Genomic DNA, 26,447 nt, shown 5'->3' on the forward strand with positions numbered 1-26,447 from the left:
CAGCCCGTCGGCACGGGCGGCGGGAAGCGCGGCCAGCAGCGCGGCGGGCGCCACCCGGCTGGCCATTGCCAGTACGATCAGCGCCGCCGCCGCCAGCCGCGGGTCATGGCCCGCCAGCGCCGCCAGCGCCTGCCAGCGCAGCCCAACCGATACGATCAGCGCCAGCACGCCATAGCTGCCGATGCGCGAATCGCGCATGATCTCCAGCCGGCGCGCGCGGTCGCGCCCGCCCCAAAGGCCATCGGCCAGATCGGCCAGCCCGTCTTCGTGCAGCGCGCCGGTGGCCAGAACCTGCCCCAGGATCGCAAGCCCCGCGGCCAGTGTGGGCGGCAGGCCCAGCGACAGGGCCGCGCCCAGCAGGCCCGCCCCGATCAGGCCGATCGCCGCGCCCGCAAGCGGAAAGGCCCAGAGGCAGGCGCCGATCGGCGGGACGGGGTCGCCCAGGCGCCCGGCGGGCAGGCGCGTCAGCAGCATCAGCGCCAGCCGTGCCTGCGCCAGCCGGGTTCGGGCCGCCCCCGCGCCGGTCATGCGTCGCTGATCCCGGCTTCGCCAAAGGTGGCCATGCCGTTGTGACATTCCAGCGCCGCGCGCAGGATGCCAAGCGCCAGCGCCGCGCCTGACCCCTCGCCCAGGCGCATGTCGAATTCCAGCACCGGGGTCTTGCCAAGCGCGGCGATCAGCCGCCGGTGGCCCGGCTCGGCCGAGGCGTGGCCGACCAGGCAGTGGTCCAGAAGCCGCGGATCGGCGGCATGCAGCGTGGCCGCGGCGGCGGTGCAGATGAAGCCATCCAGGATCACCGGTATGCGCGCGGCGCGCGCGGCCAGAACCGCGCCGCAGATCGCGGCCTGTTCGCGCCCGCCAAGGGCGGCCAGTGTTTCCATCGCCGACAGGCCGGTGTGGCGCGCCAGGCCCTTGTCGATCGCGGTGATCTTGCGGGCGATGCCTTGCGCGTCGGACCCGGTGCCGGGGCCGACCCAGTCGGCGGGCGTGGCGCCAAACAGCGCACAGGCCAGCGCCGCGGCGATGGTGGAATTGCCGATGCCCATTTCGCCCAGGATCAGCACATCGGCGGCGGGGTCCACGGCGGCGGCGCCGCGGTTCATGGCGGCCAGCGTCTCGGCCTCGGTCATGGCGGGGGCGGTGGTGAAATCGGCGGTGGGGCGGTCAAGATCCAGCGCGATCACGCCCAGATCGGCGCCGTTCACGCGGCACAGCTGGTTGATCGCGGCGCCGCCGGCCTGGAAATTGGCGACCATCTGCGCGGTCACCTCTTGCGGGTAGGGGTTGACGCCCTGGGCGCAGATGCCGTGGTTTCCGGCAAAGACCAGCGCCTGCGCGCGCGCGATGACGGGCTGTGCGGTGGCGCGCCAGGCGGCCATGAACAGGGCCAGATCCTCAAGCCGGCCCAGCGATCCGGGCGGCTTGGTCAGGCTGTTCTGGCGTGCAAGGGCGGCGGCGCGGGCGGGTTCATCCGCCCCGGGCAGGGTTTCGGCAAGGCCGGCGATATCGGCAAGCGAGGAGATATGCATCATTTCACCTTCAGTGGCAGGCCCGCGACGGCAAGGGTGACCTCATCCGCCGCCGCGGCGACCCATTGATTCAGATAGCCCGCCGCATCGCGGAAATCGCGGGCCAGGCGGTTGTCGGGGACGATGCCCAGGCCGACCTCATTGGTCACAAAGACCACGGGGGATTCCTGCCGGGGCAGGGCGGCCAGCAGTGCCTGGGCCGCCGCGCGCCAGTCATGCCCGCCCAGCATCAGGTTGGTCAGCCACAGCGTCAGGCAATCGACGAGCCGCGGCCGGCCATCGGTGGCCGCCAGCGCGCCGACCAGATCCAGCGGTTCGGCATGGGTGATCCAGTCAGCGCCGCGCCGGGCCTGATGGGTGGCGATGCGGTCTTCCATTTCGCTGTCAAAGGCCTGCGCGGTCGCGATATAGGCCGCAGGGCGACCCAGCTGCAGGGTGCGCGCCTCGGCCAGGGTGCTTTTGCCCGATCGGGCGCCGCCGGTGATCAGGATGATGCGTGTCATCGTGCCTCTTGTTCCTTGCGCGCTGACAAAGCAGAAATGGCGCCGACACGGAAGGAGAAATGCGACGATGCGGGCTGGGGGGGCGAGCGAACTGATGCTGATCCGCCATGCGCCGGCGCTTGACGGCGGGCGGCTGGCGGGGCGGCGCGATGTGGCGGCCGATCTGTCGGGTGCGGCGGCGCTGGCGGGGTTGCGTGATGCGGTGGGGGATGTGGCGGTCGTGGCCAGCCCCGCGCTGCGCTGTCGTCAGACCGCAGGCGCGCTGTGGCCCGGTGTGGCGCCGCAGCTGGACCCGCGCCTGTGGGAACAGGATTTCGGCAGCTGGGAGGGGATGGCCTATGCCGATCTGCCCGATCTGGGCGATCTGACGGCGCGGGATCTGGCCGCGCATCGCCCGCCGGGGGGCGAAAGTTTCGCCGATCTGTGCGCCCGCGTGGCGCCTGCGCTGGAAACGGCGGCGGGCCTGGGGGGCCGGGTCGCGGTGGTGGCCCATGCGGGCGTGGTGCGCGCCGCGCTGGCGCGGGCCACGGGTGCGGTGCCCGGGGCGCTGGCATTTCAGGTGGCGCCGCTGTCGCTGACGCGCATTCTGGCGCTGCCCGGTGGTGCTTGGGCGGTGGCCGAGGTCAACCGGGTCTTTGCATGACGGGGGGGCAGCGGGTTGCGGGGCATTTCGGCGAATGGATGCAGGGGCGGCTGGGGCCTGCGGGGCCGGTTGTCCTGATCACGATGCCGGCGCCGGGCCTGGGGGTTCTGGCCTGGCACCGGCCGGGCGCGGGGCTGGCGCTGCATGGTGCGGGCATCAGCCCGGCGCGGGCGCGGGATTTTCTGGCGCGGCTGGGCCTGTCGCTGCGGGGGCGCGTGGTGATGCGGGCGCGGGTGGCGCCGGGGCTTGGCACGGGCGTGTCCACCGCCAGCCTTGTGGCGCTGGCGCGGCTGGCGGATTGGGACGGGCCTGCGGGGGTTCTGGCGCGGGCTTGTGTCGGGGCCGAGGGCGCGTCGGACCCGCTGATGTTCGCCGCGCCTGAACGGCTGCTTTGGGCGTCGCGCGAAGGGCGGATCGTGGCGGCGCTGCCCGCGCTGCCGCGCCATGAGGTGCTGGGCGGGTTCTGGGGCGGGCCGGTGCGGACCCGGGCCGCGGATCAGGCCTTTCCGGACATCAGTGATCTGGTGGCGCGATGGCATGGCACGCGCGATCTGGCCGGGTTTGCGGCGCTGGCCAGCGAAAGTGCGGCGCGCAGCCTTGCCTTGCGCGGGCCTTTGGGCGATCCGGTGGCGGGGCTTGCGGCGCGGCTTGGGGCGCTTGGCTGGATGCGGGCGCATACCGGGGCCGCGCGGGGCCTGATCTTTGCGCCCGGCACCGTGCCGCCGGGGGCCGAGGCGGCGCTGCGGGCGGCGGGGCTGCGCGGGCTGATCCGGTTTCGGGGGGGGATGGGATGAGTTTTGCCGCGATGATGCTGGTGGCGATGGGCCTGGATCTGCTGCTGGGCTGGCCTGCCGCGCTTTATGCGCGCATCGGTCATCCGGTGACCTGGATCGGCGCGCTGATCGCTGCGCTGGACCGGCGCTGGAACGTGGCGGGCAAGCGGCGGCGGCTGCGCGGGGTGGCGGCGGCGGGGGTGGTGATCGGCCTTGCCGCAACGGCGGGGCTGGTGGCGCAGGCCGTGCTGCCCGCGGGCTGGCCGGGCATTGTCATCGGCGGGGTTCTGGCGTGGCCACTGGTGGCGTTGCGGTCAATGCATGATCATGTGGCGGCGGTGGCGCGGCCCCTGGGCGCGGGCGATCTGGACGCCGCGCGGGGCGCGGTTGCGATGATCGTGGGGCGCGATCCGGCACAGCTGGATCAGGCGGGGGTGGCGCGTGCCGCGCTGGAAAGCCTGGCCGAGAACAGTTCCGACGGGATCGTGGCGCCGCTGTTCTGGGGCGTGGTCGCGGGCCTGCCGGGGATTGCGGCCTACAAGGCGATCAACACGCTGGATTCGATGATCGGTCACCGCACCCCCCGGCATGAGGCCTTCGGCTGGGCCTCGGCCCGGATCGACGATGGTGCGAACCTGATCCCGGCGCGGCTGACGGGGGTGATCTTTGCCGCCGTTTCGGGCCGGGCGCGGGGCGCGCTGGCGGTGATGGGGCGCGATGCGCGGGCGCATCGGTCGCCCAATGCCGGCTGGCCCGAGGCGGCGATGGCGGGCGCGCTGGGGGTGCGGCTGTCGGGGCCGCGGGTCTATGGCGACCGGGTGGCGGATGAGCCCTGGCTGAACGGCGCCTGCCCGGACCCGACGCCCGCCGATCTGCGCCGGGGGCTTGCGCTTTATGTCCGCGCGATGTTGGCTTTGGCGGCGCTGGTCGGGGCGCTGGCCTGGATGGGGATGTGATGCGCGATCACGGCGGCAATATCGACTGGGCAAGGGCGCGCTATGGCGGGACGGATTGGGTCGATCTGTCCACCGGGATCAACCGCTGTCCCTGGCCGGTGCCGGACCTGCCGCGCGCGGCCTGGACCGATCTGCCCACCGCCTCGGCCAAGGCGGCGCTGATGGCCGCCGCCCGCGCGGCCTTTGGCACGGATGCGCCGGGGCTTGCGCTGGCGGGTGCGCAGGCGGCCATTCAGATGCTGCCGCGGCTGGGCCCGGTGGGGCGTGCCCGGGTGCTGGCGCCCACCTATAACGAACATGCCGCCAATCTGCGCGCCGCCGGTTGGCAGGTGCAAGAGGTGGGGGAATTGGCGGATCTGGCGGGGGCCGATCTAGCGGTGGTGGTCAACCCCAACAACCCCGATGGCCGCCGCCACGCGCCCGACGCGCTGCGCGCGCTGGCGGGGCAGGTGGGGCGGCTGGTGGTCGATGAAAGCTTTGCCGATGCCGACCCCGACCTTTCGCTGATCGCGGCGGCGGGCGCGGTGCCGGGGCTGGTCGTGCTGCGATCTTTCGGCAAGTTTTGGGGGTTGGCGGGCCTGCGGCTGGGCTTTGCCTTTGCCGAGGCCGACACCGTGGCCCGGCTGGAAGAAATGGCCGGGCCCTGGCCGGTCTGCGGCGCCGCACTGGAAATCGGCCGCTTGGCGCTGGCCGATGATGCCTGGCGCAGGGCCACCATCGCCCGGCTGGCGCAAGAGGCGGTGCAGATCGATGCGCTGGCCGCAGCCGCAGGCTGGGCGCTGGTCGGTGGCACCGCGCTCTTTCGCACCTATGACACGCCCGATGCCGCCGCGGCGCAGGACCGTCTGGCGCGCCACCGGATCTGGAGCCGGATTTTTCCCTATTCGCCCCGCTGGATCAGGCTGGGCCTGCCCGGAAGCACGGCGGAATGGGACCTGCTGGCCCGCGCGCTGGCCACGCCATGATCTTTGGTCCCGAAGACCGCGACACGCTGCGCGCCATCCTGCGCTGGCGGCGCGATGTGCGCCATTTCCGCCCCGATCCGGTGCCCGCGCCGGTGCTGCAGGGTCTGGTCGCGGCGATGGATGCGGCGCCTTCGGTGGGCAATGCGCGGCCCTGGCGGGTGATCCGGGTGCGCGATGGCGCGCTGCGCGCGGCCGTGCGCGCCGAATTCGCGCGCTGCAATGCGGACGCGGCGCAGGGCTATGCCGGTTCACGGCGCGACAGCTATGCCGCGCTGAAGCTGGCGGGTCTGGACGCCGCGCCCGAACAGCTGGCGGTCTTTACCGTCACCGATCCGGCGGCGGGCCATGGCCTTGGCCGCGCCACCATGCCCGAAACGCTGCGCCAGTCCACGGCGATGGCGATCCACAGCCTGTGGCTGGCCGCGCGGGTGGAAAACCTTGGGCTGGGGATGGTGTCGATCCTGGACCCGCGCCGGATCGAGGCGATCTTTGCCGTGCCCGCGGATTGGGAATTCGCGGCCTATCTGTGCCTGGGCTATCCGGAATTCACCGATGATACGCCGCTGCTGCATCGCGCGGGCTGGCAGGAAAACCTGCCCAGCTGGTGGCAGGACCGCTAACGCGCCAAGGCCAGCAGGCCCGGCACATCCAGATGCGCCTCAAGATGATCGGCCAGCGCCTCCAGCGTCTGTTCGACCACCGCGGCATGCGATTGCCCCGATGCCTGCGCCCCCCACTGCGCAAGACAGGCCGCGCGAAAGGCATCGGCGGCGAAAAGCCCGTGCAGATAGCTGCCCGTGACGCGGCCACAGGCCGAGATTGCGCCTTCGGGCTGGCCGTCGATCCAGGCGAAGGGGCGCGCGCGATCGGGGCCCGAGGTCGCGCCGATATGGATTTCATAGCCCTCGACGGCCAGCCCGGTCGCGGCATGGCGCGCCTGGGTGCGGGTCAGCCGCTTGTCGGGGGTCATCACGGTTGTCACGTCCAGAAGCCCAAGGCCCGGGGTCTCACCGGGCGGGCCCTCAATCCCCTCGGGGTCGGCGACGGACTGACCCAGCATCTGATAGCCGCCGCAGATGCCCAGCACATGCCCGCCGCGCCGGTAATGCGCCATCAGGTCGATGTCCCAGCCTTGGGCGCGCAGGAAATCCAGATCGGCGCGGGTCGATTTGGTGCCGGGCAGGATGACCAGCCGGGCATCCGCCGGGATCGCCTGGCCGGGGCGGACCATCACCAGCGACACCCCGGGTTCGGCGGCCAGCGGGTCGAGATCGTCGAAATTGGCGATGCGCGACAGGGTCAGGCAGGCGATCTTGACGCCCCCCGTCGCGGGGCCCGAGGACAGATCCAGCGCATCCTCGGCCGGCAGGCGGTGGGCGGCGGGAAACCAGGGCAGCACGCCAAAGCCACGCCAGCCGGTGCGCGCCTGGATCAGGTGGTAGCCATCGTCGAACAGCCGCGGATCGCCGCGGAACTTGTTGATCAGGAACCCCGCGACCATCGCCGCATCGGCCGGGTCCAGCACCGCCTGGGTGCCGATCATCTGCGCGATCACGCCGCCGCGGTCGATGTCGCCGGCCAGCACCACGGGCAGATCGGCGGCGCGGGCAAAGCCCATGTTGGCAATATCGCCCGCCCGCAGGTTCACCTCGGCCGGCGAACCCGCGCCCTCGACCAGCACCAGATCATGGGCCGCCGAAAGCCTGCGGAAACTGTCCAGCACCGCGCCCATCAGTTGCGGTTTCAGCCGGGCATAGTCGCGCGCGCGCACGGTGGTCAGCCGCTTGCCCTGCACCACCACCTGCGAACCGACCTCGCTTTCGGGCTTCAGCAGGATCGGGTTCATGTCGGTCACCGGTTCAAGCCCGCAGGCCAGCGCCTGCAACGCCTGTGCGCGCCCGATTTCGCCGCCATCGGCGGTGACGGCGGCATTGTTGGACATGTTCTGCGGCTTGAACGGCGCCACGGCGATCCCGCGTCGCCACGCCGCCCGGCACAGCCCGGCGACCAGCATGGACTTGCCCACGTTCGACCCGGTGCCCTGGATCATCAGCGCCGTCATCGCATCCCCCCGGCGTGGCACGCACGTCGCCTGCGGAAGCCTCCGGCGGAGGTATTTGGGGGCAAGATGAATGCAGGCGCCGGACAGGGGCGCCGCGCCTCGGGCCGGTGATCCGGGGGAGACGCGGCGCTTTCACCTTGCACGGTCATCGGGACCTCTCCCTGTACCGCAGGGGCAGATTGGCCGAACATCGTTAAGAAATTCCTGCTTTCATCTTGCCGAAAATACCTCGGGGGTCCGGGGGCGGCGCCCCCGGTGCGGGGATCAGAATTCGACGCCCGGCTGGCCCTTGATGCCGGACCGGAACGGGTGCTTGATCAGGGTCATCTCGGTGACCAGATCGGCCGCCTCGATCAGGACCTCGGCGGCGTTGCGACCGGTCAGGACGACATGGGTCAGCAGCGGCTTTTCGCGTTGCAGGAAATCCAGCACCTCGGCCAGATCCAGATAGTCATAGCGCAGGGCGATGTTGATTTCATCCAGAAGCACCATGCGGATGTCGGGGTTGCGGATCAGCTCCTTGGCCTTTTCCCAGCCGGCGCGGGCGGCGGCGATGTCGCGGTCGCGGTCCTGGGTTTCCCAGGTAAAGCCCTCGCCCATCGCGTGGAACTGGCACAGATCGCCGAAATGTTCGGTCAGCAGGCGGCGTTCGCCGGTATCCCAGGCGCCCTTGATGAACTGCACCACCGCGCAGGGCATGCCATGGGCGATGCAGCGCAGAATCATGCCAAACCCGGATGAGGATTTGCCCTTGCCCGCCCCGGTATGGACGATGATCAGCCCTTTCTCGCCGGACTTGGTGGCCATGATCTTGTCGCGCGCGGCCTTTTTCTTGGCCATCTTCGCGGCGTGGCGGTCGGCATCGGGGCTGTCGGGTCCAGCGGGGCTGTCGCTTTCGGCGGTCATTGCGGCGGTCCTCGTTCTTGACAAATGAGAGCGGCTCGCCCACTCAGGGGCCGAGCGCTGGTTCCTGTTTATGACAGGCGAAGAGGGAATGCGACAGGGTTTGCGGGCAAACCTGAAGCGCAGCCGCCCCCGCGACCGTGACCGGAAAGGTCGCCCGATGCCACTGGCCCGATCGGCCGGGAAGGCGGGCGCCCGTTGGGGAAACCCTGGATCCGCAAGCCGGGAGACCTGCCAGCGCGGGATGTTTACGGGCGGACGGGGTGTTCCGCGACCGGAGGGCAAAAGCGCGCCGCGGGCCGCCTTTGTCCCTGGCGCCGCCCTTCTGGCCCAGGCAAGGAGGGGCCATGGCCGCCACGCTATATGTCTGCCAGACCTGCCGCGCCGCGGCCGGGGACGCGCCGGGGTCCGACGCGGGGGATGCGGTGCGCCCGGGCGCGCGGCTGGTTGCGGCGCTGTTGTCCGCACCCGCGCCCGAGGGGGTGGATATCCGCCCGGTCGAATGCCTGTCGGCCTGTTCACAGGGCTGTTCGGTCGCGCTGAGCGCGCCGGGCAAGTGGTCCTATGTTTATGGCCGGCTGTCCGAAGCCGATGCCGCGGCGATCCTTGAGGGGGCCGCGCGTTATGCTGCAAGCGCCGACGGGCTGGTGCCCTGGCGCGAACGGCCCGAGATCTTTCGCAAGCAGAGCCTTGCCCGAATCCCCCCGCAGGAGTGAGCCATGTCCGATCTGACCAAAATCCCCGTCACTGTCATCACCGGCTTTCTGGGCGCGGGCAAGACCACGCTGATCCGCCATCTTATGGCCAATCCGCAGGGTCGCAAGCTGGCCGTTCTGGTCAATGAATTTGGCACCGTCGGGGTCGATGGCGAAATCCTGCGCCAATGCGCCGATGAGAACTGCCCCGATGAAAATATCGTCGAGCTGGCCAATGGCTGCATCTGCTGCACCGTGGCCGATGATTTCATCCCCACGATCGAGGCGCTGATGGCGCGCCCGGTTCGCCCCGATCACATCCTGATCGAAACCTCGGGGCTGGCGCTGCCCAAGCCGCTGCTGAAGGCGTTCGACTGGCCGGCGATCCGGTCGCGGATCACGGTGGACGGGGTGATCGCCCTGGCCGATGCCGAGGCGGTGGCGGCGGGGCGTTTTGCCCCCGATGTCGATGCGGTCGAGGCGCAGCGCGCCGCCGATGAAAGCCTGGATCATGAAACCCCGCTGTCCGAGGTGTTCGAGGATCAGATCGCCTGTGCCGATATCGTGCTGTTGTCCAAGGCCGATCTGGCGGGCGAGGCGGGGCTGGCCGCCGCGCGCGCGGTGATTGAGGCCGAGGCGCCGCGCCCGCTGCCGATCCTGCCGTTAAGCGAAGGGGTGATCGACCCGCGGCTGATCCTGGGGCTTGGGGCTGCGGCCGAGGATGACCTGGCCGCGCGGCCCAGCCATCACGACGGGGCCGATGACCATGAACATGACGATTTCGACACGGTGGTGATCGACCTGCCCGAAGTGGCCGATCCGGCCGCGTTGGTGGCCGCGATCGAACGGCTGGCGCGAGAGCAGAAGATCCTGCGCGTCAAGGGGCATGTGGCGGTGGCGGGCAAGCCGATGCGGATGCTGGTGCAGGCGGTGGGCGAACGCGTCCGCCATCAGTTCGACCGCCCCTGGGGTGCCGATCCGCGCCGATCCGCGCTGGTGGTGATTGCCGAACATCATGATGTGGATGAGGGCGCGATCCGCGCGGTGCTGATGGAAGGTGTCGCCGGCTGATGCATGTCGTCTTCCGCGAAAGCCACGGGCTGGAGGAAACCGAGGTTCCGACCGATCTGGGGCAGCGGCCCGCGGATCTGGTGGTGCTGTCGTTTTCCGACAGTGACCTGGGCGCTTTCGCGGCGGGTTGGCGGCGGTCGGGGGGGGCGCTGCCAACGTTGCGGCTGGCCAATCTGGTGGCGCTGCGCCATCCGATTTCCGTTGATACCTATGTCGAAAACACGCTGTCGGGGGCCAGGGGCATCCTGATCCGGCTGATCGGCGGCGAGGCCTATTGGCCCTATGGGCTGGCCTCGGTGCAGGATCTGGCGCGGCGCAAGGGGATCGCGCTGGCGGTGCTGCCGGCGGACGGGCGGGTGGATGCGCGGCTGGATCAGCTGTCAACCCTGCCGGTCTCGACGTTGCGGCGGCTGAAGGATCTGTGTGATGCGGGCGGCGCCGTCGCGGCGCAGGCCGCGCTGGCACAGCTGGCGCTGGCCTCGGGCCTTTATGCGGGGCCGGTGCCGGGGGACAAAAGCATGCCCGCGATGGGGTTTTATGACCCCGATGCGGGTGTCCTGGCCGCGCCGCCGCAACCGGGGTCGGGGCCGCTGGCGTTGGTCAGCTTCTATCGGTCCTATCTGACGGCGGCGGATCTGGCGCCGGTCGATGCGCTGATCGCGGGGCTGCGTGCGCGGGGCTTTGCGGCCTATGGGGTCTTTGCGCCCTCGCTGAAGGCCGCGGGGTTTGGCGATTGGCTGGAAACCGCGCTGGATGGGCGGGCGCCCGCGCTGGTGATCAATGCCACCGCCTTTTCCGCCCAGGGGGCCGATGGCGCGACGCCCGTTGACCGATTTGCCTGTCCGGTGTTTCAGGTGGCCCTGTCCTCGGCGCGGCGGCGGGATTGGGCGGGGGCGGAACGTGGCCTGTCGCCCGCCGATCTGGCGATGCATGTCGTCCTGCCCGAGGTGGACGGGCGGCTGTTCGCGGGGGTCGTGTCCTTCAAGGCGCCCGAGCCGCGCGACCCCGATCTGGAATATTCCCGGTTTTCGCATCGTGCGGACGCGGGGCGGATCGCGGCGGTGCTGGACCGGGCCGTGGCCTGGCACCGGCTGGCGGTGACGCCCGCGGCGGATCGGCGGCTGGCGGTGGTGCTGTCGACCTATCCGGGCCGTCCCTGGCAGATGGCCCATGCGGTGGGGCTGGATGCGCTGGCCTCGGCCCGGGGGCTGCTGGATCAGCTGGCCGATGAGGGCCATGCGGTCGCCCCCGGCCCCGACCCCGAGGCGCTGGATACGGCGCGCATTGCCTGGCCGCTGGCCGAATATCAGGCCGCGCTGGATCGCCTGCCCGCGCCGCTGCGGGCGGATCTGGCGGCGGTCTGGGGCGCGCCCGGCGATGACCCGGCCTGCCGCGATGGCGCCTTCCACTTTGCCGCGATCTGGCGCGGGGGGGTCTTGCTGGCGCTGCAGCCCGAACGCGATGCGCCCGGCGAACGCGATGCGGCCTATCACGACCTGGGCCGGGTGCCGCGCCATGCCTATGTGGCCTTTTACCTGTGGCTGCGCGCCCAGGGCATGGACGCGCTGGTCCACATGGGCGCGCATGGCACGCTGGAATGGCTGCCGGGCAAGGCGGTGGCGCTGTCCGATGCCTGCTGGCCCGAGGCGCTGATCGGCCCGGTTCCGGTGATCTATCCCTTCATCGTCAATGACCCCGGCGAGGCCGCGCAGGCCAAGCGCCGGATCGGGGCGGTGACGCTGGGCCATCTGCCCCCGCCGATGGTGGCGGCAACGGTGCCTGCGGGCATGGTGCGGCTGGAACGGCTGCTGGATGAATATTCCACCGCCGACGGGTTGGACCCGGCGCGGCGCGACCGGCTGATCGCCGATATTCGGGATGAGGCCCGCGCCAGCGGCGTCGAGGATGACCTGGGCATCCCCGCCGCCGCCAGTGCCGCCGAGGCGATCACCCGCATCGACCGCTTTGTCTGCGACATCAAGGAAAGCCAGTTCGGCGAGGGGTTGCATGTGCTGGGGCAGGGGGCCTGCGGGGCGGCCGAACGCGCGGGGCTGTCGGCGGCGCTGGCCGGGCGGCGGGTCGCGCCCGGACCCTCGGGCAGCCCGGCGCGGGGGCGGTCGGATGTGCTGCCCACGGGGCGCAACCTGTTTTCCGTCGATCCGCGCGCGGTGCCCAGCCGCGCGGCGCATGCGCAGGGCGTGAAGCTGGCCGAAGAGCTGTTGCGCCGGCATTTGCAGGATCATGGCGACTGGCCCCGGGGGCTGGTCGTCGATCTGTGGGGCAGTGCGACGATGCGCACCGCGGGCGAGGAATTCGCCATGGCGCTGCATCTGGCGGGCCTGAAGCCGGTCTGGGATGAGGGCGCGGCGCGGGTTTCCGGCGTCGAGGTGGTGCCGCTGGCGCTGCTGGGGCGGCCGCGCATCGATGTGACGCTGCGGGTGTCGGGCCTGTTCCGGGATGTTTTCCCGGGCCTTGCGCAGCTGTTTGAAACCGGGGCGGCGGCGCTGGCCGCGCGGGATGAGGCGTCCGAGGACAACCCCTACCGCGCCCGCACGGCGCGGGTCTTTGGGCCGCAGCCGGGGCAATATGGGCTGGGCCTTGGCGATGTGACCGCCGAGTTCACGGCTGCGGCCCGTGCTGCGGCGGGTGAGGCCTGGATGGCGGCGTCCAGCTGGGCGATCGGGGCGGATGGCGTGGCGCGGGCCGACCGCGCCGGGCTGGAATCGCGTCTGCGGCAGGCAGACAGTTTCGTTCACGCGCAGGATCTGCCCGAATCCGATCTGTTGCTGGCGGCGGATTACGCCGCGCATGAGGCGGGCTTTGCCGCGGCATTGGCGCGGCTGGGTGCGGCGGCGCCGGCGCTCTATCACATGGATGCGACGCAGCCCGACCGCCCGCGCGCCCGCAACTTGACCGAGGAAATTGCCCGTGTTGTGCGTGCGCGCGCCGCAGCCCCCGAATGGGCCGATGGCATGATGCGCCATGGCTATCGCGGCGCGGCTGAAATTGCGGCGACGCTGGATCATCTGGCGGCCTTTGCGCAGCTGGCCCAGGTGGTGCCCGCGCATCTGTTCGACCTGTATCATGACGCGACCCTGGGCCGCCCCGAGATCGTGGATTTCATGGCGCGCGAAAACCCCGGCGCGCTGGCGGCGATGCGCGATCTGTTCCAACGGCTGGCCGCGGCGGGGCTGTGGCAGACGCGGCGCAATTCCATCGCCGCCACGCTGGAGGACGGGGTATGAGCTTTGCCGTGCAGGGATGGTGCCCCGGCGCGCTTCGGCCGATGGCCTCGGGCGATGGGCTGGTGGTGCGGGTGCGCCCGGTGGGGGGGCGGATCACCCCGGCGCAGGCGGCGGGCATTGCGGCGGCGGCGCGGGCGCATGGCAACGGGTTGATCGACCTGTCGGGGCGGGCCAATGTGCAGCTGCGCGGGGTGACGCCTGACAGCCACCCGCGGCTGATCGCCGATCTGGCGGGACTGGGCCTGATCGACGCCGATCCCGCCGCCGAAGCGCGGCGCAACCTGATCGTGACGCCCTTTGCCGATGCACGGACCGATGCGCTGGCCGAGGCGCTTGGCGCGGCCTTGGCCGATGCGCCGGTGCTGCCGGGCAAGTTCGGCTTCATGGTGGATACCGGCCCCGCGCCGGTCATGGCGGGCACGCCCGCCGATATCCGGCTGGAACGGGATGCGGATGGGGGGTTGATCCTGCGTGCGGCGGGCATGGATCGGGGCGCGTCGGTGACCGAAAGCTCGGCCCCCGCTGCCGCCATTGCGTTGGCGCACTGGTTCGTGGCGGCGGGCGGGGTGCAGCAGGGGCGCGGCCGGATGGCGGCGCTGATTGCGCGCGGCGCCCGGCCCGAAGGTGCACTGGCCGGCACCGTGGCGCCCGCGCCCGCAGCCCCGCCGCCGGGGCCGGGGCTGTGCCCGCAAGGCGCGCTTGTGGCCTTTGAGTTTGGCCAGATGCAGGCGGAAACCTTTGCCGCCCTTGGCGGGCTGGGGCCCTTGCGGATCACGCCTTGGCGGATGGTGCTGGTCGAAGGTCTGGCCGCGCTGCCGCAGATCGCGGGGCTGATCACCGACCCCGCCGATCCGCTGTTGCGGGTCTATGCCTGCACCGGCGCGCCCGGCTGTCTGCAGGCGGCGGGGCCGACCCGGCCGCTGGCCCGCACACTGGCGCCCCTTGTGCGCGGGGGCCGGGTGCTGCATGTGGCGGGCTGTGCCAAGGGCTGCGCCTGGCCCGCGCGCGCGGGGCTGACGCTGGTGGCGACTGCGCAAGGATTTGATCTGATCACGAATGGCACCGCCCAGGACAGCCCCGCCCGGCGCGGCCTGTCCCCCGCCGAGCTGCCCGATTTACCGGAGTTTTCCTGAATGCCCCATGTCTATGAAAAGGACGGCGCGAAGATCTACGAACAGTCCTTCGCCACGATCCGCGCCGAGGCCGATCTGGCCCGCTTCACCCCCGAGGAAGAGGTGGTGGTGGTGCGCATGATCCATGCCGCCGGGATGGTGGGGCTGGAACGCCATGTCCGCTTTACCCCCGGCATGGCCATTGCCGCGCGCGCCGCGCTGGAGGCGGGGGCGCCGATCCTGTGCGATGCGCGGATGGTGTCCGAGGGGATCACCCGCGCGCGTCTGCCCGCGGGCAATGCGGTGATCTGCACCCTGCACGACCCCGCCGTGCCTGAAATGGCCCGCGCGATGGGCAACACGCGATCGGCTGCGGCGCTGGAACTGTGGCGCCCGCATCTGGCCGGCGCGGTGGTGGCGATCGGCAATGCGCCGACCGCGTTGTTCCACCTGTTGAACATGCTGGAAGACCCCGCCTGCCCGCGCCCCGCCGCGATCATCGGATGCCCGGTGGGCTTTATCGGCGCGGCGGAATCCAAGGCCGCGCTGATCGCTGCGGCGCCGGTGCCAAGCGTGATCGTTGAGGGGCGTCTGGGCGGATCGGCCATTACCGTGGCCGCGGTCAACGCCCTTGCCAGCCGGAAGGAGTAATCCATGGGCCGGATCATCTGCGCGGGCCTTGGGCCGGGCGACCCCGATCTGATCTCGGTCCGGGCGGATCGCGCCATTCGCGGGGCGGGCCATGTCGCCTATTTCCGCAAGAAGGGCCGCCAGGGCCAGGCCCGCCGCATCGTGGATGGGATGCTGGCGGCGGATGTGGTGGAATATCCGATGGAATATCCCGTCACCACGGAAATCCCCTTCGACAGCCCCGAATATAATCGCCTGCTGGCGGCGTTCTATGATGACTGGGCGGCGCGGCTTGCGGCGCTGGCGGCCAGCTGTGACGTGGTGGTGTTGTGCGAGGGCGATCCGTTTTTCTACGGTTCCTTCATGCATCTATACACGCGCCTGAAGGATCGGGTCACGATGGATGTGATCCCCGGCATCACCGGCATGACCGGCTGCTGGAATGCCACGGGCGCGCCGATCACCTGGGGCGATGATGTGCTGAGCGTGCTGATGGGCACCCTGCCCGAGGAGGATCTGGTGGCGCATATGCGCGGCGCCGATGCGTTGGTGGTGATGAAGACCGGGCGCAACCTGCCCAAGGTGCGCCGCGCGCTGGCGCGCGCCGGGCGGCTGGACGCGGCCTGGCTGGTCGAACGCGGCACGATGCCGGGCCAGCGCATCACGCGCCTGGCCGAGGTCGAGGACCATGACTGTCCCTATTTCGCGATCGTTCTGGTGCATGGCCAGGGCCGCCGCCCCGAACTGGCCGAGGCCGCGGAATGACCGGCTGGATCGCCGTGGCGGGGCTGGGCCCCGGGGATGAAGCGCTGGTCACGCCCGAGGTTGCCGCCGCGCTGGCGCAGGCGACCGATGTGGTGGGCTATATCCCCTATGTCGCCCGTATCGCGCCGCGACCGGGGCTGGTGCTGCACCCGTCGGACAACCGGGTCGAACTGGACCGCGCCCGCGCCGCGCTGGACATGGCGGCAGCGGGGCGGCGGGTGGTGATTGTATCTTCGGGCGATCCGGGGGTGTTCGCCATGGCCTCGGCCCTGTTCGAGGCGCTGGAGGATTTGCCGCAGGCTGCCCATCCCGACATCCGCATCCTGCCCGGCATCACCGCGATGCTGGCGGCGGCGGCGCGGGCGGGGGCGCCCTTGGGGCACGACTTCTGCGCGATCAACCTGAGCGACAACCTGAAACCCTTTGAGATGGTGGAACACCGGCTGCGCCATGCCGCGCGGGGCGATTTCGCCATGGCCTTCTACAACCCCCGGTCCAAGGCGCGCCCGCATCAGTTCGCCCGTGTGCTGGAGCTGCTGCGCGAGGAATGTGGCCCCGATCGGCTGATCATCTTTGCCCGCGCCGTCAGCACCCCCGATGAGGCGCTGCGCGTCGTCACCCTGGCCGAGGCCGCGCCGGAGATGGCCGATATGCGCACCGTGGTGATCGTGGGCAATTTCGCCACGCGCCGGGTCGGGCGCTGGGTCTATACGCCGCGCTCGGCGGCAGGTTCGGCGACGACGCCATGACGGGCCAGCCAGTCCATCACCTGCGCGACGCTGGACGCAGTTTCCCGCGGTGGCAGGGCGGGCCGGTCGATCAGGATCACGGCCAGGCCAAGGCTGCGGGCGGCGATCAGCTTGGCCGCAGCCCCCGTGCCACCGGCATTCTTGGCGACGACATGGGTGATGGCATGGGCGCGCATGAGGGCGGTATCGGCGGCCGCCTCAAAGGGGCCGCGGGCGATGATCACCTCTGCCTTGGGCAGGGGCAGCGGGCCTTCGGGCGGATCGACCAGCCGCAGCAGGTAGTGATGCTGCGGCTTGGCCGCGAAGGGGGCAAGGTTCTGCTTGCCGATGGCCAGAAAGACGCGCGCGGGGCTGTCGGGCAGGGCGGCGACGGCGGCGGCGATGTCGGGAACATGGGTCCAGCGGTCGCCCGGGCCCGCGGCCCAGGGCGCGCGTTCGAAGGCCAGCAGCGGCGTGCCGGTTGCGGCGCAGGCGGTGATGGCATTGGCGCTGATACCTGCGGCGAAGGGATGGGTGGCGTCGATCACATGGCTGATCGCCTGATCGCGCAGAAAGGCCGCCAGCCCCACCACGCCGCCAAAGCCCCCGACCCGGGTGGGCAGCGGTTGCGCGACCGGCGCGCCGGTGCGCCCGGCATAGGAAAAGACCGCGGGCAGGCGCGCGTGGGCCAGTTCGGCGGCCAGGCGGCTTGCCTCGGTCGTGCCGCCCAGAAGAAGGATGCGCGTCATGGCTGATCCGTGGCTGGTGGTGGTGGGTCTGGGCGAAGATGGCCCCGAAGGGCTGTCGGATGCAAGCCGTGCCGCGATTGCCGGGGCCGAGGTGATCTTTGGCGGGCCGCGGCATCTGGCGCTGGTGGGGGCGGGGGCGCGCGGGCAGGCCTGGCCGGTGCCGTTCGACATTGCCCCGGTTTTGGCGCTGCGGGGGCGGCGGGTGGTGGTGCTGGCCTCGGGCGATCCGTTCTGGTTTGGCGCGGGCGGGTCGCTGGCGGCGGCGCTGGCGCCGGGGGAATGGCGCGCGCTGCCCGCGCCGGGGGTGTTTTCGCTGGCCGCCGCGCGGCTGGGCTGGCGGCTGGAGGAGGTGCGCTGCCTGGGCCTGCATGCGCAGCCCTTCGCGGGCTTGCGCGGGGTGCTGGCGCGCGGCGCGCGGGTGATTGCCACGCTGCGCGACGGGCAGGCGCCCGGTGCGCTGGCCGATTGGCTGGTGGGGCAGGGGCTTGGCGCGGTGGGGATGGTGGTGCTGGAACGGCTGGGCGGCCCGCAGGAACGGCTGCGCGTGACCCGGGCCGATGCCTTCTATCTGGATGCGATGGCAGCACCTGTTGCGGTGGCGCTGGACGGGGCGGATCTGGCACGGGGTGCGGGCCTGTCGCAGGTGCCCGGCCTGGACGAGGCGGAATTTGCCCATGACGGGCAGATCACCAAGGCCCCGGTGCGCGCGCTGACGCTGGCGGCGCTGGCGCCGCGGGGGGGCGAGTTGCTTTGGGATATCGGCGGCGGGTCGGGGTCTGTGTCGGTGGAATGGTGCCGGGCGGGCGGGCGCGCGGTGACGATCGAACCGCGCGCTGACCGGATTGCCAACATCCGCGCCAATATCGCGGCTTTTGGCTTGGCGGCGCGGATGACCGCGGTTGAAGGCCGCGCGCCCGAGGCGCTGGCGGATCTGCCTGCGCCCGATGCGGTCTTTGTGGGCGGGGGCGGGTCGGCAGCGCTGTTTGCGGCGCTGTGGGACCGGCTGGCCCCGGGCACGCGGCTGGTGGCCAATGGCGTGACGCTGGAAACCGAATCTTTGCTGGCCGGGCTGCAGGCGCGCCATGGCGGCAGCCTGCTGCGGATCGAACTGGCGCAGGCGGATGCGCTTGGCCGGATGCGCGGCTGGGCGCCGCTGCGCCCGGTGGTGCAATGGGCGGTGGTGCGATGAGGGTGGCCGGCATGGGCTTTCGCCCCGGCACCCCGGCGGCGGCGCTGTCGCGCGCGTTGGCGGCGGTCGAGGCGCAGGGTGGGGTTGACCATCTGGCCACGATCCCGCAACGGGTGGCGGCGCTGGCGGCGGCCTTTCCCGCGCGCCGGGTGGTGGGTGTGCCGGTCGCGGGCGTGGAAACGCCGACGCGTTCGGCGCGGGTTCTGGCGCTTTATGCCACCGGATCGGTGGCCGAGGCAGCCGCCCTTGTGGCGGCGGGTCCGGGCGCGCGGCTGGTGGCGGCGCGGCAGGTGGTGGACGGGGTCACGGTGGCCGTGGCCGAAGCAGAGGCAAAGGCAGGGGCAGGGGGAACAAGGCCATGACGGTTCATTTCATCGGCGCGGGGCCGGGGGCGGCGGATCTGATCACCCTGCGCGGGCGTGACCTGATCGCGGCCTGCCCGGTCTGCCTGTATGCCGGCAGTCTGGTGCCCGAGGCATTGTTGGCGCATTGCCCGCCCGGGGCGCGGATCGTCAATACCGCGCCGTTAAGCCTGGATCAGATCATCGACGAAATGGCCCGGGCGCATTCGCAGGGGCAGGATGTGGCGCGGCTGCATTCGGGGGATCTGTCGGTCTGGTCGGCGATGGGCGAACAGCTGCGCCGGTTGCGCGCGCTGAACATTCCCTATGACGTGACGCCGGGGGTGCCGTCGTTTGCCGCCGCCGCGGCGACGCTGGGGGCGGAATTGACCCTGCCGGGGGTGGCGCAATCGGTGGTGCTGACGCGCACCTCGGGCCGGGCCAGCGCCATGCCCGAGGGTGAGACATTGGCCAATTTCGCCGCCACCGGGGCGGTGCTGGCGATCCATCTGTCGGTGCATGTGCTGGACAAGGTGGTCGCCGATCTGACGCCGCATTACGGCGCCGACTGTCCGGTGGCCGTGGTCTGGCGCGCCAGCTGGCCCGATGAGCGGGTGGTGCGCGCCACGCTGGGCACGCTGCAAACCGCCATCGGCGCCGAGATGGAGCGCACCGCGCTGATCCTTGTGGGCCGATCCATCGGGGCCGAGGATTTCGACGAAAGCCGGCTTTATGCGGGCGATTACGACCGCCGTTATCGCCCCGTCGGCACGCATCCGCGCTTTCCCGGCACGGGTGAGGCATGAACACGCGCGCGCCGATCCCCGGTCTGGTGATCTCGGCCCCGGCCTCGGGCGCGGGCAAGACCACGTTGACGCTGGGCCTTCTGGCGGCGTTGCGGGCGCGCGGGGTGGCGGTGCAGCCCTTCAAATGCGGGCCCGATTACATCGACCCGGGCTTTCATGCGGCGGCGGCGGGGCGGGTGTCGGTCAATCTGGATGGCTGGGCGATGCGGCCCGCGCAGATCGCGGGGCTGGTGGCGGGGGCCGCGGATGTGCCGACCGATCTGATCGTGGCCGAAGGGTCAATGGGGTTGTTCGACGGGGTGGCGCAGCCGGGGGAAACCGGGACCGGGGCCAGCGCCGACATCGCGGCGTTGATGGGCTGGCCGGTGGTTCTGGTGATCGACACATCCGGGCAGGCGCAGACCGCGGCGGCGGTGGCGCGGGGGCTGGGCCAGTTCCGCGCGGGCGTGCGGGTCGCGGGCGTGGTGCTGAACAAGGTCGCCTCGCCCCGGCATGAGGCGCTGTGCCGCGCGGGCTTTGCCGAGGCGGGGATCGCGGTTCTGGGCGCGTTGCCGCGCGCGGCGGGGATTGAGCTGCCCGAGCGCCATCTGGGCCTGGTGCAGGCCGAGGAGACCGCGGGCCTTGCGGCGATCATGGCCGAGGCCGGGCGGATCGTGGCCGCGCATTGCGATCTGGATGCGATCATCGGCGCGGCCACGGCGGGGCCCGTGCGGGCGGATGCCCCTGTGCCCGCAGCACCGCCGCCGGGCATGCGGATCGCGCTGGCGCGCGATGCGGCCTTTTCCTTCGTTTATCCGCATCTGATCGCGGGCTGGCGCGCGGCGGGGGCGACGATCCTGCCGTTTTCGCCGCTGGGCGATGAGGTGCCCGATGAAAGCGCAGATTGTTGCTGGTTGCCCGGGGGTTATCCCGAACTGCATGGCGGGCGGCTGGCGGCGGCGGATCGGTTCCGCGCGGGGCTGGGGGCCTTTGCGGCCACCCGGCCGGTGCATGGCGAATGCGGCGGGTATATGGCGCTTGGCGCGGGGCTGGTCGATGCGCAGGGTGTGCGCCATCAGATGGCGGGGCTATTGGGGCTGGAAAGTTCCTTTGCAAAGCGGCGGATGCATCTGGGCTATCGGCTGGCGCGACTGGTTGCGCCGCTGCCCGGCTTTGCCCCCGGCGCGCGCCTGCGCGGGCATGAATTTCACTATGCCGCCATCACCGCCCAACCCGATGCGCCGCTGGCCGAGGTTCTGGATGCCACCGGCGCGGCGGTGCCCGAAACCGGGTCGGTCCGCGTCCTGCCGGGCGGCGGGCAGGTCAGCGGCACGTTCTTTCACCTGATAGCAGAGGCCAGCGCATGAGCGGTTTTGTCTCTTTCGTATCCTCGGGGCCGGGCGACCCCGAGCTTTTGACGCTGAAGGCCGTGGACCGGTTGGCGCGCGCCGACGTGGTGCTGTTCGACGATCTGTCCTCGGGGCCGGTGCTGGGCCATGCCCGGCCGGGGGCGGAACTGGTCGCGGTGGGCAAGCGCGCGGGGCGGCCCTCGGCGCGGCAGGACCATGTGAACCGGCTGCTGGTGGACCATGCGCAGACCGGGGCGCGGGTGGTGCGGCTGAAATCGGGCGATGCGGGCCTGTTCGGTCGGCTGGAGGAGGAGCTGGTGGCGCTGCGCGCGGCGGGCATCAGCTATGAGGTGGTGCCGGGCGTGCCCTCGGCCTGCGCGGCGGCGGCGGCGGCGGGGATCCCGCTGACCCGGCGGCTGACGGCGCGGCGGGTGCAGTTCGTGACCGGCGCCGATGTGACGGGTGACCTGCCCGAGGCGCTGAATTGGCCCGCTTTGGCCGATCCGGGGGCGACGACGGTGGTGTTCATGGGCAAGCGCACCTTTCCGCGCCTGGCGCAGGGGTTGATGCAGGCGGGCCTGCCCGCCGATACCCCCGCACTTCTGGCCGAGGCGGTGGGCCATCCGGAACAGGCGCTGACCCGGACCACGGTGGCGGCGCTGGCCGCCGATCTGGCGGCGGAACGGTCAGAGCATCCGGCGCTGATCCTGTATGGTCCGCTGGCGGAGGAATAGATGATCGAGCTGACGTTGATCGGCATTGGCACCGGCAATCCCGACCATGTGACGGGGCAGGCGGTGCGGGCGATGAATGCCGCCGATCTGATCCTGATCCCGCTGAAGGGGGCGGACAAATCCGATCTGGCGGGCCTGCGCCGGGCGATCTGTGCGCAGCATCTGGCCAATCCCGCCACGCAGGTGGTGGAATTTGCCCTGCCGGTGCGCGATGCGGCCAACCCGTCCTATCGCGCGGGGGTGGATGACTGGCACGATGCCATCGCCGATGCCTGGGAAGGCCAGATCCGGGCCGCGCTTGGCGACCGGGGGGGGCGGGTGGCGCTTCTGGTCTGGGGGGATCCGTCGCTTTACGATTCCACCCTGCGCATCGCGGACCGGCTGGCGGGGCGGATGGATCTGCGCACCCGCGTGATCCCCGGGATCACCGCGATTCAGGCGCTGTGCGCGGCCCATGCGATCCCGCTGAACGATATTGGCGCGCCGGTGGTCATTACCACGGGGCGCCAGCTGCGGCAGGCGGGCTGGCCCACCGGCGCGGATACGGTGGTGGTGATGCTGGACGGGGATTGCGCCTTCCGCGGCCTGCCCCCCGAGGGGATTGATATCTGGTGGGGCGCCTGCGTCGGCATGCCCGAAGAGGTGCTGCGCGCAGGCCCGCTGGCGCAGGTGGCGGATGAGATCGTGGCCACCCGCGCGGCGCTGCGCGCGGATCATGGCTGGGTGATGGACATTTACCTGATGCGCCGCCGGACCGGGGCGGGCGGCGCCTAGCCCGGGCTGATCCGGCCCCCCGACAGGTGGCATTCGCGCCCCACAAGCCGGGCGCGGAAGCCGGCATCGTGACAGACCAGAACGATCGCCTGCGGCAGCGACTGCAGGATCGCCAGCAGGCGCGCCTCATTATCGGGGTCAAGCGCGTTGGTCGGCTCATCCAGGATCAGAACCTCGGGGTCCATCGCCAGGACGGCGGCCAGCGTCACCAGCCGCTTTTCGCCCCCCGACAGATGGTGGGTGATGCGGTCGCGCAGATGCATCAGCCCCAGCCGGTCCAGCACGGCATCGACGATGGCTACGGCTTCGGCGCGGGTCTTGCCCATGTTCAGCGGGCCGAAGGCCACATCCTCGCGCACGGTGGGGCAGAACAGCTGATCATCGGGGTCCTGAAACACCAGGCCCGCGCGGCGGCGGACCTCATGAAAATCGGCCTCGGTGCGGCGGGGGCGGCCGAAGGCGGTGACCTGACCCGCAGCGGGGCGCAACAGCCCCAGCGCGATGCGCAGCAGGGTGGACTTGCCGCAGCCATTGGCCCCGACCAGCGCCACCCGTTCGCCCGCCGCGATCCGCAGCGACGCGCCCGCCAGCACCGGGGCATGGCCGGGCCAGGCGAAGTGGATATCATGAAGGTCAAGCAATGCGGACAAGGCCAAGCTCCAGCCCGGCAAGGGCAGTCAGCAGCGCGGCGAAGGCCAGCGCGAAACACAGATCGGCGCGGCGCAGGCGCATATCATCCAAGAGCGGCAGATGGCCGGTGAAACCGCGGCATTTCATCGCCTGCAGGATGCGTTCAGACCGTTCAAACGCGCGCACCAGCAGCATGCCGACCAGATAGCCCAGCGATCGCAGCGTGTGCAGATCGGTCCGGGGTCGAAAGCCGCGCGCCTTCATCGCCTGGCGCATCCGGGCCTGTTCGGCGCGCAGCACCTCGATATAGCGCACGGTGAACAGCATCAGATGCACCAGCGCCGCCGGCACCCGCAGCCGCCCCAGCGCATGGCCAAGGGTGACGGGGTCCATCGTGCCCACCAGCACCATCAGCATCAGGATCACGGCATTGGCCGTCAGGGCGATGTCAATTGCCAGATGCAGGCCCTGCTGGCTGGCCGTCAATCCACCGGGCAGGGTGGCAATCGGGGCGCCCGGCGTGGTGAAGGGCAGCAGGATCAGCATGATCAGGATGAAGCCGTCCATCGCCGCCATGCGCCGCAAGGTCGCGCGCGGGGCCAGCCCCGACAGCGCCATCAGCGCCAGCGCCGACGCCAGCGCCGCGCCAAGGGCGGCAAGGCTGGACAGCGCCGCCACCAGCAGCGCGAAAGCCAGCGCCGCGCCAACCCGCAGCCGCGGGTCGAGCCGGGTCAGCAGGGCGTCCGGGGGGGCAACGGGCGTGGCGGCAGCGGTGGCCAGCCCGGGCGCGGGCGCAAAGGTCATGCCCGACCCCCCGCCAGTTGCCGCCGGGCGGCAAGGTAAAAGCCCAGCCCGAACAGCCCCGCGATATAGCCCATGCCCCCCAGGATCATCTGCAGGTCGTTCTTTTCCTTATAGGCGGCGATTTCCTGACGCAGGGGACGCAATTCATCACGCAGCATCGCGGCCAGCGCATCGGTGTCGGTCCCGTTTGTGCCGGGGCCCGTGTTGGGCCCCGTGCCGGGTGCGGCGGCCTGATCGGCAGCGGGGGGCTTGCCCAGCAGTTTGGCGACCTCGGGCGCGGGCATCCGGGTTTCGGCCACGTGACCGGCGCCCAGATCGACGGTGAAGACATGCTCGACCGGTTCCGCAGGGGTGAAGGTGAACAGGCCGGTGTCATCGGTCAGCGCGGTGCCAAGGGCGCGGCCCTGCGGCGTGGTGACCTGCACGGTCTGGCGCACCGCCATCGCGCCGTTGGAAAAGCCGATCTCGCCCTCGACCGCGCGGCCCGCGGGATAGACCGAGGCGATGACCTTGTGCGCCAGCGCGGGCAGGGGGGCGAACCCGATCAGCAACGCCAATGCCAGAGGTTTCATATTCATCTTCGGCCTCATGATGTGGCTAGGGCGGTGAACAGATCGGGGCGGACGCGGTGCAGCAGGCCGACGGCGGCGGCGGTCAGCAGCCCCTCGATCACCATCACGGGCAGATGCGCGACCAGCACAAGTTTGGCCGCGGGCACGAAGCCCGCGCCGGTCAGCGCAAGCGCCGCCGCGATGACCACGCCGGTCAGCGCCAGCGCCCCCGCCCCGCCGATCCCGCCCAGAACCGCCGCGCGTGCCGGGCCCGCGCCGGCGATCAGCGGGCGCAGGGCGGCCCCGATCAGCACCGCGGGCAGGGCGATGGCCAGCGTGTTGATGCCCAGAACCGTCACCCCGCCAAAGCCGAAGAACACCGCCTGCAGCACCAGCCCAACAAACAGCGCCGGAAAGGCGGCCCAGCCCAGCACCAGCCCGGCCAGCCCGTTCAGGATGAGATGCACCGAGCTTGGCCCGACCGGCACATGGATCAGCGAGGCGACGAAGAAGCTGGCGGCCAGCACGCCCGCGGTGGGGATACGGTCCAGCGTCATCGCGCGCAGGCCAAGGGCAATGCCCCCGGCCGAAAGCAACGCGCCCGCCGCGACGATCGGCCCCGACACTGCGCCATCGACGATATGCATCTGCCTACTCCATATCCCAGGCGCGGACCCAGATCACCGCGTCCTGGCTAAGCTCTTTGCCCTGATGTTCGCGCACCGGGCCCGCGCCAAGCGCGGCAAAGCCCCACCAGCCCGCCCGTGGAATGGCAAAGGTGAACATGCCGTTGGCATCGGAAATGGCGACCAGGCTGCCGCCCGGCATCGGCCCGGCGGTGGGCGCTTGCGGCACGTTGGCGGCCATGTCGGGCTCGGCGGCCATGAACTCGATCTCAATCTCGGCCCCGGCCACGGGCTTGCCTTCGGACAGGACCTGGCCGGTGAAGCTTGATCCCGCGATCAGGTTGTAGGGCTTGTTGAAGGGCAGGATTTCGGTGGCAAGGCCCTGCGGTTCCATCCAGTCGGTCGGCATCTGCGACCGGTTCAGATAGACCTTGGTCAGCTGCTGGATGAAGATATCCTCGGACGTCTCCAGATAGGGTTCGGGTTCGACGATCAGAACGTAATCGCCCGCGCGGGTGACCGGCACGCTTGCGGCATAGGCGGCGGCGGGGTTCATCGCGCCGGTGAAGTTGATCGGGGACAGCCGGTCCATCAGATCGATCCGTTCGCCGCGATGCACGGCGTAAAAGGCGCGCGGCGCGGCCATGTCCATCACTTGGCCGTTTTCGAACGGATGCCAGAAGATCAGCCGCAGCGGCACATCGCCGGGCGCGTCAATCAGCGGGGTTTCGGCATGAATCAGCTGGAAATGCGCCAGCGCGGGCAGCGGCAGGGCGACGGGCAGGGCTGCGGCCATGGCGGCCAGCAGGACGGGTTTCAACAACATCTGTTCCTCTCGGATGCGCCACCGGGGTGGCACCACGGAAAGGACAACTGGGGTCAGGACCAGGACCGGATGGATCATCCGGCCTTTGGAAGACGCACACCCCGGCGTCCGGTGACAGCGACGCAGGGCAGGTGCCCTGTTTCGCATCACCGGCAGGTCTCCTGGCTCGCGGGTCTTCGTTCGGCCGACCTTCCCGGGGCCGGGGCCCCAGTGGTGTTTTCGGCGTCACTCTCCGCTCACAGTTGCGGGGGCAGCTGCGGGTTCGGCGCCTGATGGCTACACCTCACCGCATTCCCTATTGCTCCGACAGCCGGGGTTTGGTGGCTGCAGGACCGATGACGCCGCCATATCGCGCCATGCGGGCGCGCTTGTCAACGCGCATGATCGCGGCGGGGCAGGGAATGTGGGCGGGCGAAGTTGAATTTCATGCATGATCTTGCTGCGGATTATGAATTTGCCGCCAGTAGCCGAATGGCTTAAACAGCGCCACGCGCCACGCGCCACGCGTC

29 protein-coding genes and 2 riboswitches are annotated in these 26,447 nt (G+C 71.0%); of the genes, 18 read left to right on the plus strand and 11 right to left on the minus strand.

Features of this window, described 5'->3' with window-relative positions; all coding sequences use genetic code 11:
• The 3 genes from MXB90_RS13940 to cobU form a co-directional block, all read right to left on the minus strand.
• Positions 1–528, minus strand: a 528-nt coding sequence (locus MXB90_RS13940; protein ID WP_250045906.1) for an adenosylcobinamide-GDP ribazoletransferase, incomplete at its 3' end; no start/stop codon positions are given.
• Positions 525–1,532, minus strand: coding sequence for a nicotinate-nucleotide--dimethylbenzimidazole phosphoribosyltransferase (gene cobT / locus MXB90_RS13945; protein ID WP_250045907.1), 1,008 nt, complete (start codon positions 1,530–1,532; stop codon positions 525–527). The genes MXB90_RS13940 and cobT, both read right to left, overlap by 4 nt.
• Entirely contained in the window at positions 1,529–2,032 is a 504-nt protein-coding gene (cobU, locus tag MXB90_RS13950) for a bifunctional adenosylcobinamide kinase/adenosylcobinamide-phosphate guanylyltransferase (protein WP_250045909.1), read from the minus strand. Before cobU ends, cobT begins: the two co-directional genes overlap by 4 nt.
• 67 nt (positions 2,033–2,099) lie before the next feature.
• Here cobU and MXB90_RS13955 point away from each other — a divergent pair, with 67 nt between their 5' ends.
• Genes MXB90_RS13955 through bluB form a run of 5 tightly spaced genes read left to right on the plus strand, consistent with a single transcriptional unit; the run spans position 2,100 to position 5,989 of the window.
• On the plus strand, positions 2,100–2,675 hold the full coding sequence (locus MXB90_RS13955; RefSeq protein ID WP_250045913.1) for a histidine phosphatase family protein: 576 nt from the start codon (positions 2,100–2,102) through the stop codon (positions 2,673–2,675).
• The gene (locus MXB90_RS13960) at positions 2,672–3,469 is read left to right on the plus strand and encodes a propanediol utilization protein (RefSeq protein WP_250045915.1); all 798 of its coding nucleotides are present in this window, start codon (positions 2,672–2,674) and stop codon (positions 3,467–3,469) included. The genes MXB90_RS13955 and MXB90_RS13960 overlap by 4 nt, the downstream gene beginning before the upstream one ends.
• Positions 3,466–4,404, plus strand: a complete 939-nt coding sequence (cbiB, locus tag MXB90_RS13965) for an adenosylcobinamide-phosphate synthase CbiB (RefSeq protein ID WP_250045920.1) — start codon at positions 3,466–3,468, stop codon at positions 4,402–4,404. Before MXB90_RS13960 ends, cbiB begins: the two co-directional genes overlap by 4 nt.
• On the plus strand, positions 4,404–5,369 hold the full coding sequence (gene cobD, locus MXB90_RS13970; protein WP_250045921.1) for a threonine-phosphate decarboxylase CobD: 966 nt from the start codon (positions 4,404–4,406) through the stop codon (positions 5,367–5,369). The genes cbiB and cobD overlap by 1 nt, the downstream gene beginning before the upstream one ends.
• Positions 5,366–5,989 carry a 5,6-dimethylbenzimidazole synthase gene (gene bluB / locus MXB90_RS13975; RefSeq protein ID WP_250045922.1) on the plus strand — a complete coding sequence of 208 codons (624 nt, stop codon included), beginning with the start codon at positions 5,366–5,368 and terminating at the stop codon, positions 5,987–5,989. The genes cobD and bluB overlap by 4 nt, the downstream gene beginning before the upstream one ends.
• Here bluB and MXB90_RS13980 read toward each other — a convergent pair.
• Together MXB90_RS13980 and cobO are read right to left on the minus strand one after the other, a co-directional pair.
• Positions 5,986–7,431 (minus strand): cobyric acid synthase, encoded by a 1,446-nt coding sequence (locus tag MXB90_RS13980; protein WP_250045924.1) that lies wholly within the window; start codon positions 7,429–7,431, stop codon positions 5,986–5,988. The genes bluB and MXB90_RS13980 overlap by 4 nt on opposite strands.
• 264 nt (positions 7,432–7,695) lie before the next feature.
• Positions 7,696–8,337 carry a cob(I)yrinic acid a,c-diamide adenosyltransferase gene (gene cobO / locus MXB90_RS13985; RefSeq protein WP_250045926.1) on the minus strand — a complete coding sequence of 214 codons (642 nt, stop codon included), beginning with the start codon at positions 8,335–8,337 and terminating at the stop codon, positions 7,696–7,698.
• Positions 8,338–8,378: 41 nt separating this feature from the next.
• Positions 8,379–8,587, plus strand: a riboswitch (cobalamin riboswitch).
• 94 nt (positions 8,588–8,681) lie between these two features.
• On the opposite strand from cobO, the gene MXB90_RS13990 reads away from it, so the two are divergent.
• From MXB90_RS13990 to cobJ, 7 genes are read left to right on the plus strand one after another with little or no spacing between them, the layout of a single operon-like run.
• The gene (locus tag MXB90_RS13990; RefSeq protein WP_250045927.1) at positions 8,682–9,050 is read left to right on the plus strand and encodes a DUF1636 family protein; all 369 of its coding nucleotides are present in this window, start codon (positions 8,682–8,684) and stop codon (positions 9,048–9,050) included.
• Between the two features lie 3 nt (positions 9,051–9,053).
• A complete protein-coding gene (gene cobW / locus MXB90_RS13995; protein ID WP_250045931.1) occupies positions 9,054–10,100 on the plus strand; it encodes a cobalamin biosynthesis protein CobW in 1,047 nt (348 codons plus the stop codon).
• Positions 10,100–13,345, plus strand: a complete 3,246-nt coding sequence (gene cobN / locus MXB90_RS14000; protein ID WP_250045933.1) for a cobaltochelatase subunit CobN — start codon at positions 10,100–10,102, stop codon at positions 13,343–13,345. The genes cobW and cobN overlap by 1 nt, the downstream gene beginning before the upstream one ends.
• Positions 13,342–14,478, plus strand: coding sequence for a precorrin-3B synthase (gene cobG, locus MXB90_RS14005; RefSeq protein ID WP_250045934.1), 1,137 nt, complete (start codon positions 13,342–13,344; stop codon positions 14,476–14,478). Before cobN ends, cobG begins: the two co-directional genes overlap by 4 nt.
• Positions 14,479–15,108, plus strand: coding sequence for a precorrin-8X methylmutase (locus tag MXB90_RS14010; RefSeq protein WP_250045936.1), 630 nt, complete (start codon positions 14,479–14,481; stop codon positions 15,106–15,108).
• 3 nt (positions 15,109–15,111) lie between these two features.
• On the plus strand, positions 15,112–15,852 hold the full coding sequence (locus MXB90_RS14015) for a precorrin-2 C(20)-methyltransferase (protein ID WP_250045938.1): 741 nt from the start codon (positions 15,112–15,114) through the stop codon (positions 15,850–15,852).
• Positions 15,849–16,601, plus strand: a complete 753-nt coding sequence (cobJ, locus tag MXB90_RS14020) for a precorrin-3B C(17)-methyltransferase (RefSeq protein ID WP_250045939.1) — start codon at positions 15,849–15,851, stop codon at positions 16,599–16,601. Before MXB90_RS14015 ends, cobJ begins: the two co-directional genes overlap by 4 nt.
• Here the strand turns inward: cobJ and MXB90_RS14025 are convergent.
• On the minus strand, positions 16,559–17,329 hold the full coding sequence (locus MXB90_RS14025; protein WP_250045940.1) for a cobalt-precorrin-6A reductase: 771 nt from the start codon (positions 17,327–17,329) through the stop codon (positions 16,559–16,561). The genes cobJ and MXB90_RS14025 overlap by 43 nt on opposite strands.
• Here MXB90_RS14025 and cbiE point away from each other — a divergent pair.
• From cbiE to cobF, 6 genes are read left to right on the plus strand one after another with little or no spacing between them, the layout of a single operon-like run.
• Positions 17,328–18,518, plus strand: a complete 1,191-nt coding sequence (gene cbiE / locus MXB90_RS14030) for a precorrin-6y C5,15-methyltransferase (decarboxylating) subunit CbiE (protein WP_250045941.1) — start codon at positions 17,328–17,330, stop codon at positions 18,516–18,518. The genes MXB90_RS14025 and cbiE overlap by 2 nt on opposite strands.
• A gap of 11 nt (positions 18,519–18,529) precedes the next feature.
• Positions 18,530–18,880, plus strand: a complete 351-nt coding sequence (locus tag MXB90_RS14035) for a cobalamin biosynthesis protein (protein WP_250045942.1) — start codon at positions 18,530–18,532, stop codon at positions 18,878–18,880.
• Positions 18,877–19,665 (plus strand): precorrin-4 C(11)-methyltransferase, encoded by a 789-nt coding sequence (cobM, locus tag MXB90_RS14040; RefSeq protein WP_250045943.1) that lies wholly within the window; start codon positions 18,877–18,879, stop codon positions 19,663–19,665. The genes MXB90_RS14035 and cobM overlap by 4 nt, the downstream gene beginning before the upstream one ends.
• On the plus strand, positions 19,662–21,011 hold the full coding sequence (locus MXB90_RS14045; protein ID WP_250045944.1) for a cobyrinate a,c-diamide synthase: 1,350 nt from the start codon (positions 19,662–19,664) through the stop codon (positions 21,009–21,011). Before cobM ends, MXB90_RS14045 begins: the two co-directional genes overlap by 4 nt.
• On the plus strand, positions 21,008–21,727 hold the full coding sequence (gene cobA / locus MXB90_RS14050; RefSeq protein WP_250045945.1) for a uroporphyrinogen-III C-methyltransferase: 720 nt from the start codon (positions 21,008–21,010) through the stop codon (positions 21,725–21,727). The genes MXB90_RS14045 and cobA overlap by 4 nt, the downstream gene beginning before the upstream one ends.
• Positions 21,728–22,501, plus strand: a complete 774-nt coding sequence (cobF, locus tag MXB90_RS14055) for a precorrin-6A synthase (deacetylating) (RefSeq protein WP_250045946.1) — start codon at positions 21,728–21,730, stop codon at positions 22,499–22,501.
• Here the strand turns inward: cobF and MXB90_RS14060 are convergent.
• From MXB90_RS14060 to MXB90_RS14080, 5 genes are read right to left on the minus strand one after another with little or no spacing between them, the layout of a single operon-like run.
• Positions 22,498–23,142, minus strand: a complete 645-nt coding sequence (locus MXB90_RS14060) for an energy-coupling factor ABC transporter ATP-binding protein (protein ID WP_250045948.1) — start codon at positions 23,140–23,142, stop codon at positions 22,498–22,500. The two genes, cobF and MXB90_RS14060, sit on opposite strands and share 4 nt — an antisense overlap.
• The gene (cbiQ, locus tag MXB90_RS14065) at positions 23,135–23,935 is read right to left on the minus strand and encodes a cobalt ECF transporter T component CbiQ (protein ID WP_250045955.1); all 801 of its coding nucleotides are present in this window, start codon (positions 23,933–23,935) and stop codon (positions 23,135–23,137) included. The genes MXB90_RS14060 and cbiQ overlap by 8 nt, the downstream gene beginning before the upstream one ends.
• The gene (locus tag MXB90_RS14070; protein ID WP_349665916.1) at positions 23,932–24,513 is read right to left on the minus strand and encodes a cobalt ABC transporter permease; all 582 of its coding nucleotides are present in this window, start codon (positions 24,511–24,513) and stop codon (positions 23,932–23,934) included. Before MXB90_RS14070 ends, cbiQ begins: the two co-directional genes overlap by 4 nt.
• 8 nt (positions 24,514–24,521) lie before the next feature.
• Positions 24,522–25,133 carry a cobalt transporter CbiM gene (cbiM, locus tag MXB90_RS14075; RefSeq protein ID WP_250045956.1) on the minus strand — a complete coding sequence of 204 codons (612 nt, stop codon included), beginning with the start codon at positions 25,131–25,133 and terminating at the stop codon, positions 24,522–24,524.
• 4 nt (positions 25,134–25,137) lie between these two features.
• Entirely contained in the window at positions 25,138–25,938 is an 801-nt protein-coding gene (locus MXB90_RS14080; RefSeq protein WP_250045958.1) for a DUF4198 domain-containing protein, read from the minus strand.
• A 134-nt stretch (positions 25,939–26,072) separates the two neighbouring features.
• A riboswitch (cobalamin riboswitch) is annotated at positions 26,073–26,290 on the minus strand.
• Between the last annotated feature and the right edge of the window lie 157 nt (positions 26,291–26,447).

Source organism: Phaeovulum molybdatiresistens (assembly GCF_023544865.1).
Classification (GTDB): domain Bacteria; phylum Pseudomonadota; class Alphaproteobacteria; order Rhodobacterales; family Rhodobacteraceae; genus Pontitalea.

Excerpts from the sequence above, each read along its gene's own strand:
- cobT (WP_250045907.1), bottom strand. The coding sequence starts at position 1,532 with ATGATGCATATCTCCTCGCTTGCCGATATCGCCGGCCTTGCCGAAACC.
- cobU (WP_250045909.1), bottom strand. The coding sequence starts at position 2,032 with ATGACACGCATCATCCTGATCACCGGCGGCGCCCGATCGGGCAAAAGC.
- MXB90_RS13955 (WP_250045913.1), top strand. The coding sequence starts at position 2,100 with ATGCGGGCTGGGGGGGCGAGCGAACTGATGCTGATCCGCCATGCGCCG.
- MXB90_RS13960 (WP_250045915.1), top strand. The coding sequence starts at position 2,672 with ATGACGGGGGGGCAGCGGGTTGCGGGGCATTTCGGCGAATGGATGCAG.
- cbiB (WP_250045920.1), top strand. The coding sequence starts at position 3,466 with ATGAGTTTTGCCGCGATGATGCTGGTGGCGATGGGCCTGGATCTGCTG.
- cobD (WP_250045921.1), top strand. The coding sequence starts at position 4,404 with ATGCGCGATCACGGCGGCAATATCGACTGGGCAAGGGCGCGCTATGGC.
- bluB (WP_250045922.1), top strand. The coding sequence starts at position 5,366 with ATGATCTTTGGTCCCGAAGACCGCGACACGCTGCGCGCCATCCTGCGC.
- MXB90_RS13980 (WP_250045924.1), bottom strand. The coding sequence starts at position 7,431 with ATGACGGCGCTGATGATCCAGGGCACCGGGTCGAACGTGGGCAAGTCC.
- cobO (WP_250045926.1), bottom strand. The coding sequence starts at position 8,337 with ATGACCGCCGAAAGCGACAGCCCCGCTGGACCCGACAGCCCCGATGCC.
- MXB90_RS13990 (WP_250045927.1), top strand. The coding sequence starts at position 8,682 with ATGGCCGCCACGCTATATGTCTGCCAGACCTGCCGCGCCGCGGCCGGG.
- cobW (WP_250045931.1), top strand. The coding sequence starts at position 9,054 with ATGTCCGATCTGACCAAAATCCCCGTCACTGTCATCACCGGCTTTCTG.
- cobN (WP_250045933.1), top strand. The coding sequence starts at position 10,100 with ATGCATGTCGTCTTCCGCGAAAGCCACGGGCTGGAGGAAACCGAGGTT.
- cobG (WP_250045934.1), top strand. The coding sequence starts at position 13,342 with ATGAGCTTTGCCGTGCAGGGATGGTGCCCCGGCGCGCTTCGGCCGATG.
- MXB90_RS14010 (WP_250045936.1), top strand. The coding sequence starts at position 14,479 with ATGCCCCATGTCTATGAAAAGGACGGCGCGAAGATCTACGAACAGTCC.
- MXB90_RS14015 (WP_250045938.1), top strand. The coding sequence starts at position 15,112 with ATGGGCCGGATCATCTGCGCGGGCCTTGGGCCGGGCGACCCCGATCTG.
- cobJ (WP_250045939.1), top strand. The coding sequence starts at position 15,849 with ATGACCGGCTGGATCGCCGTGGCGGGGCTGGGCCCCGGGGATGAAGCG.
- cbiE (WP_250045941.1), top strand. The coding sequence starts at position 17,328 with ATGGCTGATCCGTGGCTGGTGGTGGTGGGTCTGGGCGAAGATGGCCCC.
- MXB90_RS14025 (WP_250045940.1), bottom strand. The coding sequence starts at position 17,329 with ATGACGCGCATCCTTCTTCTGGGCGGCACGACCGAGGCAAGCCGCCTG.
- MXB90_RS14035 (WP_250045942.1), top strand. The coding sequence starts at position 18,530 with ATGGGCTTTCGCCCCGGCACCCCGGCGGCGGCGCTGTCGCGCGCGTTG.
- cobM (WP_250045943.1), top strand. The coding sequence starts at position 18,877 with ATGACGGTTCATTTCATCGGCGCGGGGCCGGGGGCGGCGGATCTGATC.
- MXB90_RS14045 (WP_250045944.1), top strand. The coding sequence starts at position 19,662 with ATGAACACGCGCGCGCCGATCCCCGGTCTGGTGATCTCGGCCCCGGCC.
- cobA (WP_250045945.1), top strand. The coding sequence starts at position 21,008 with ATGAGCGGTTTTGTCTCTTTCGTATCCTCGGGGCCGGGCGACCCCGAG.
- cobF (WP_250045946.1), top strand. The coding sequence starts at position 21,728 with ATGATCGAGCTGACGTTGATCGGCATTGGCACCGGCAATCCCGACCAT.
- cbiQ (WP_250045955.1), bottom strand. The coding sequence starts at position 23,935 with ATGACCTTTGCGCCCGCGCCCGGGCTGGCCACCGCTGCCGCCACGCCC.
- MXB90_RS14070 (WP_349665916.1), bottom strand. The coding sequence starts at position 24,513 with ATGAATATGAAACCTCTGGCATTGGCGTTGCTGATCGGGTTCGCCCCC.
- cbiM (WP_250045956.1), bottom strand. The coding sequence starts at position 25,133 with ATGCATATCGTCGATGGCGCAGTGTCGGGGCCGATCGTCGCGGCGGGC.
- MXB90_RS14080 (WP_250045958.1), bottom strand. The coding sequence starts at position 25,938 with ATGTTGTTGAAACCCGTCCTGCTGGCCGCCATGGCCGCAGCCCTGCCC.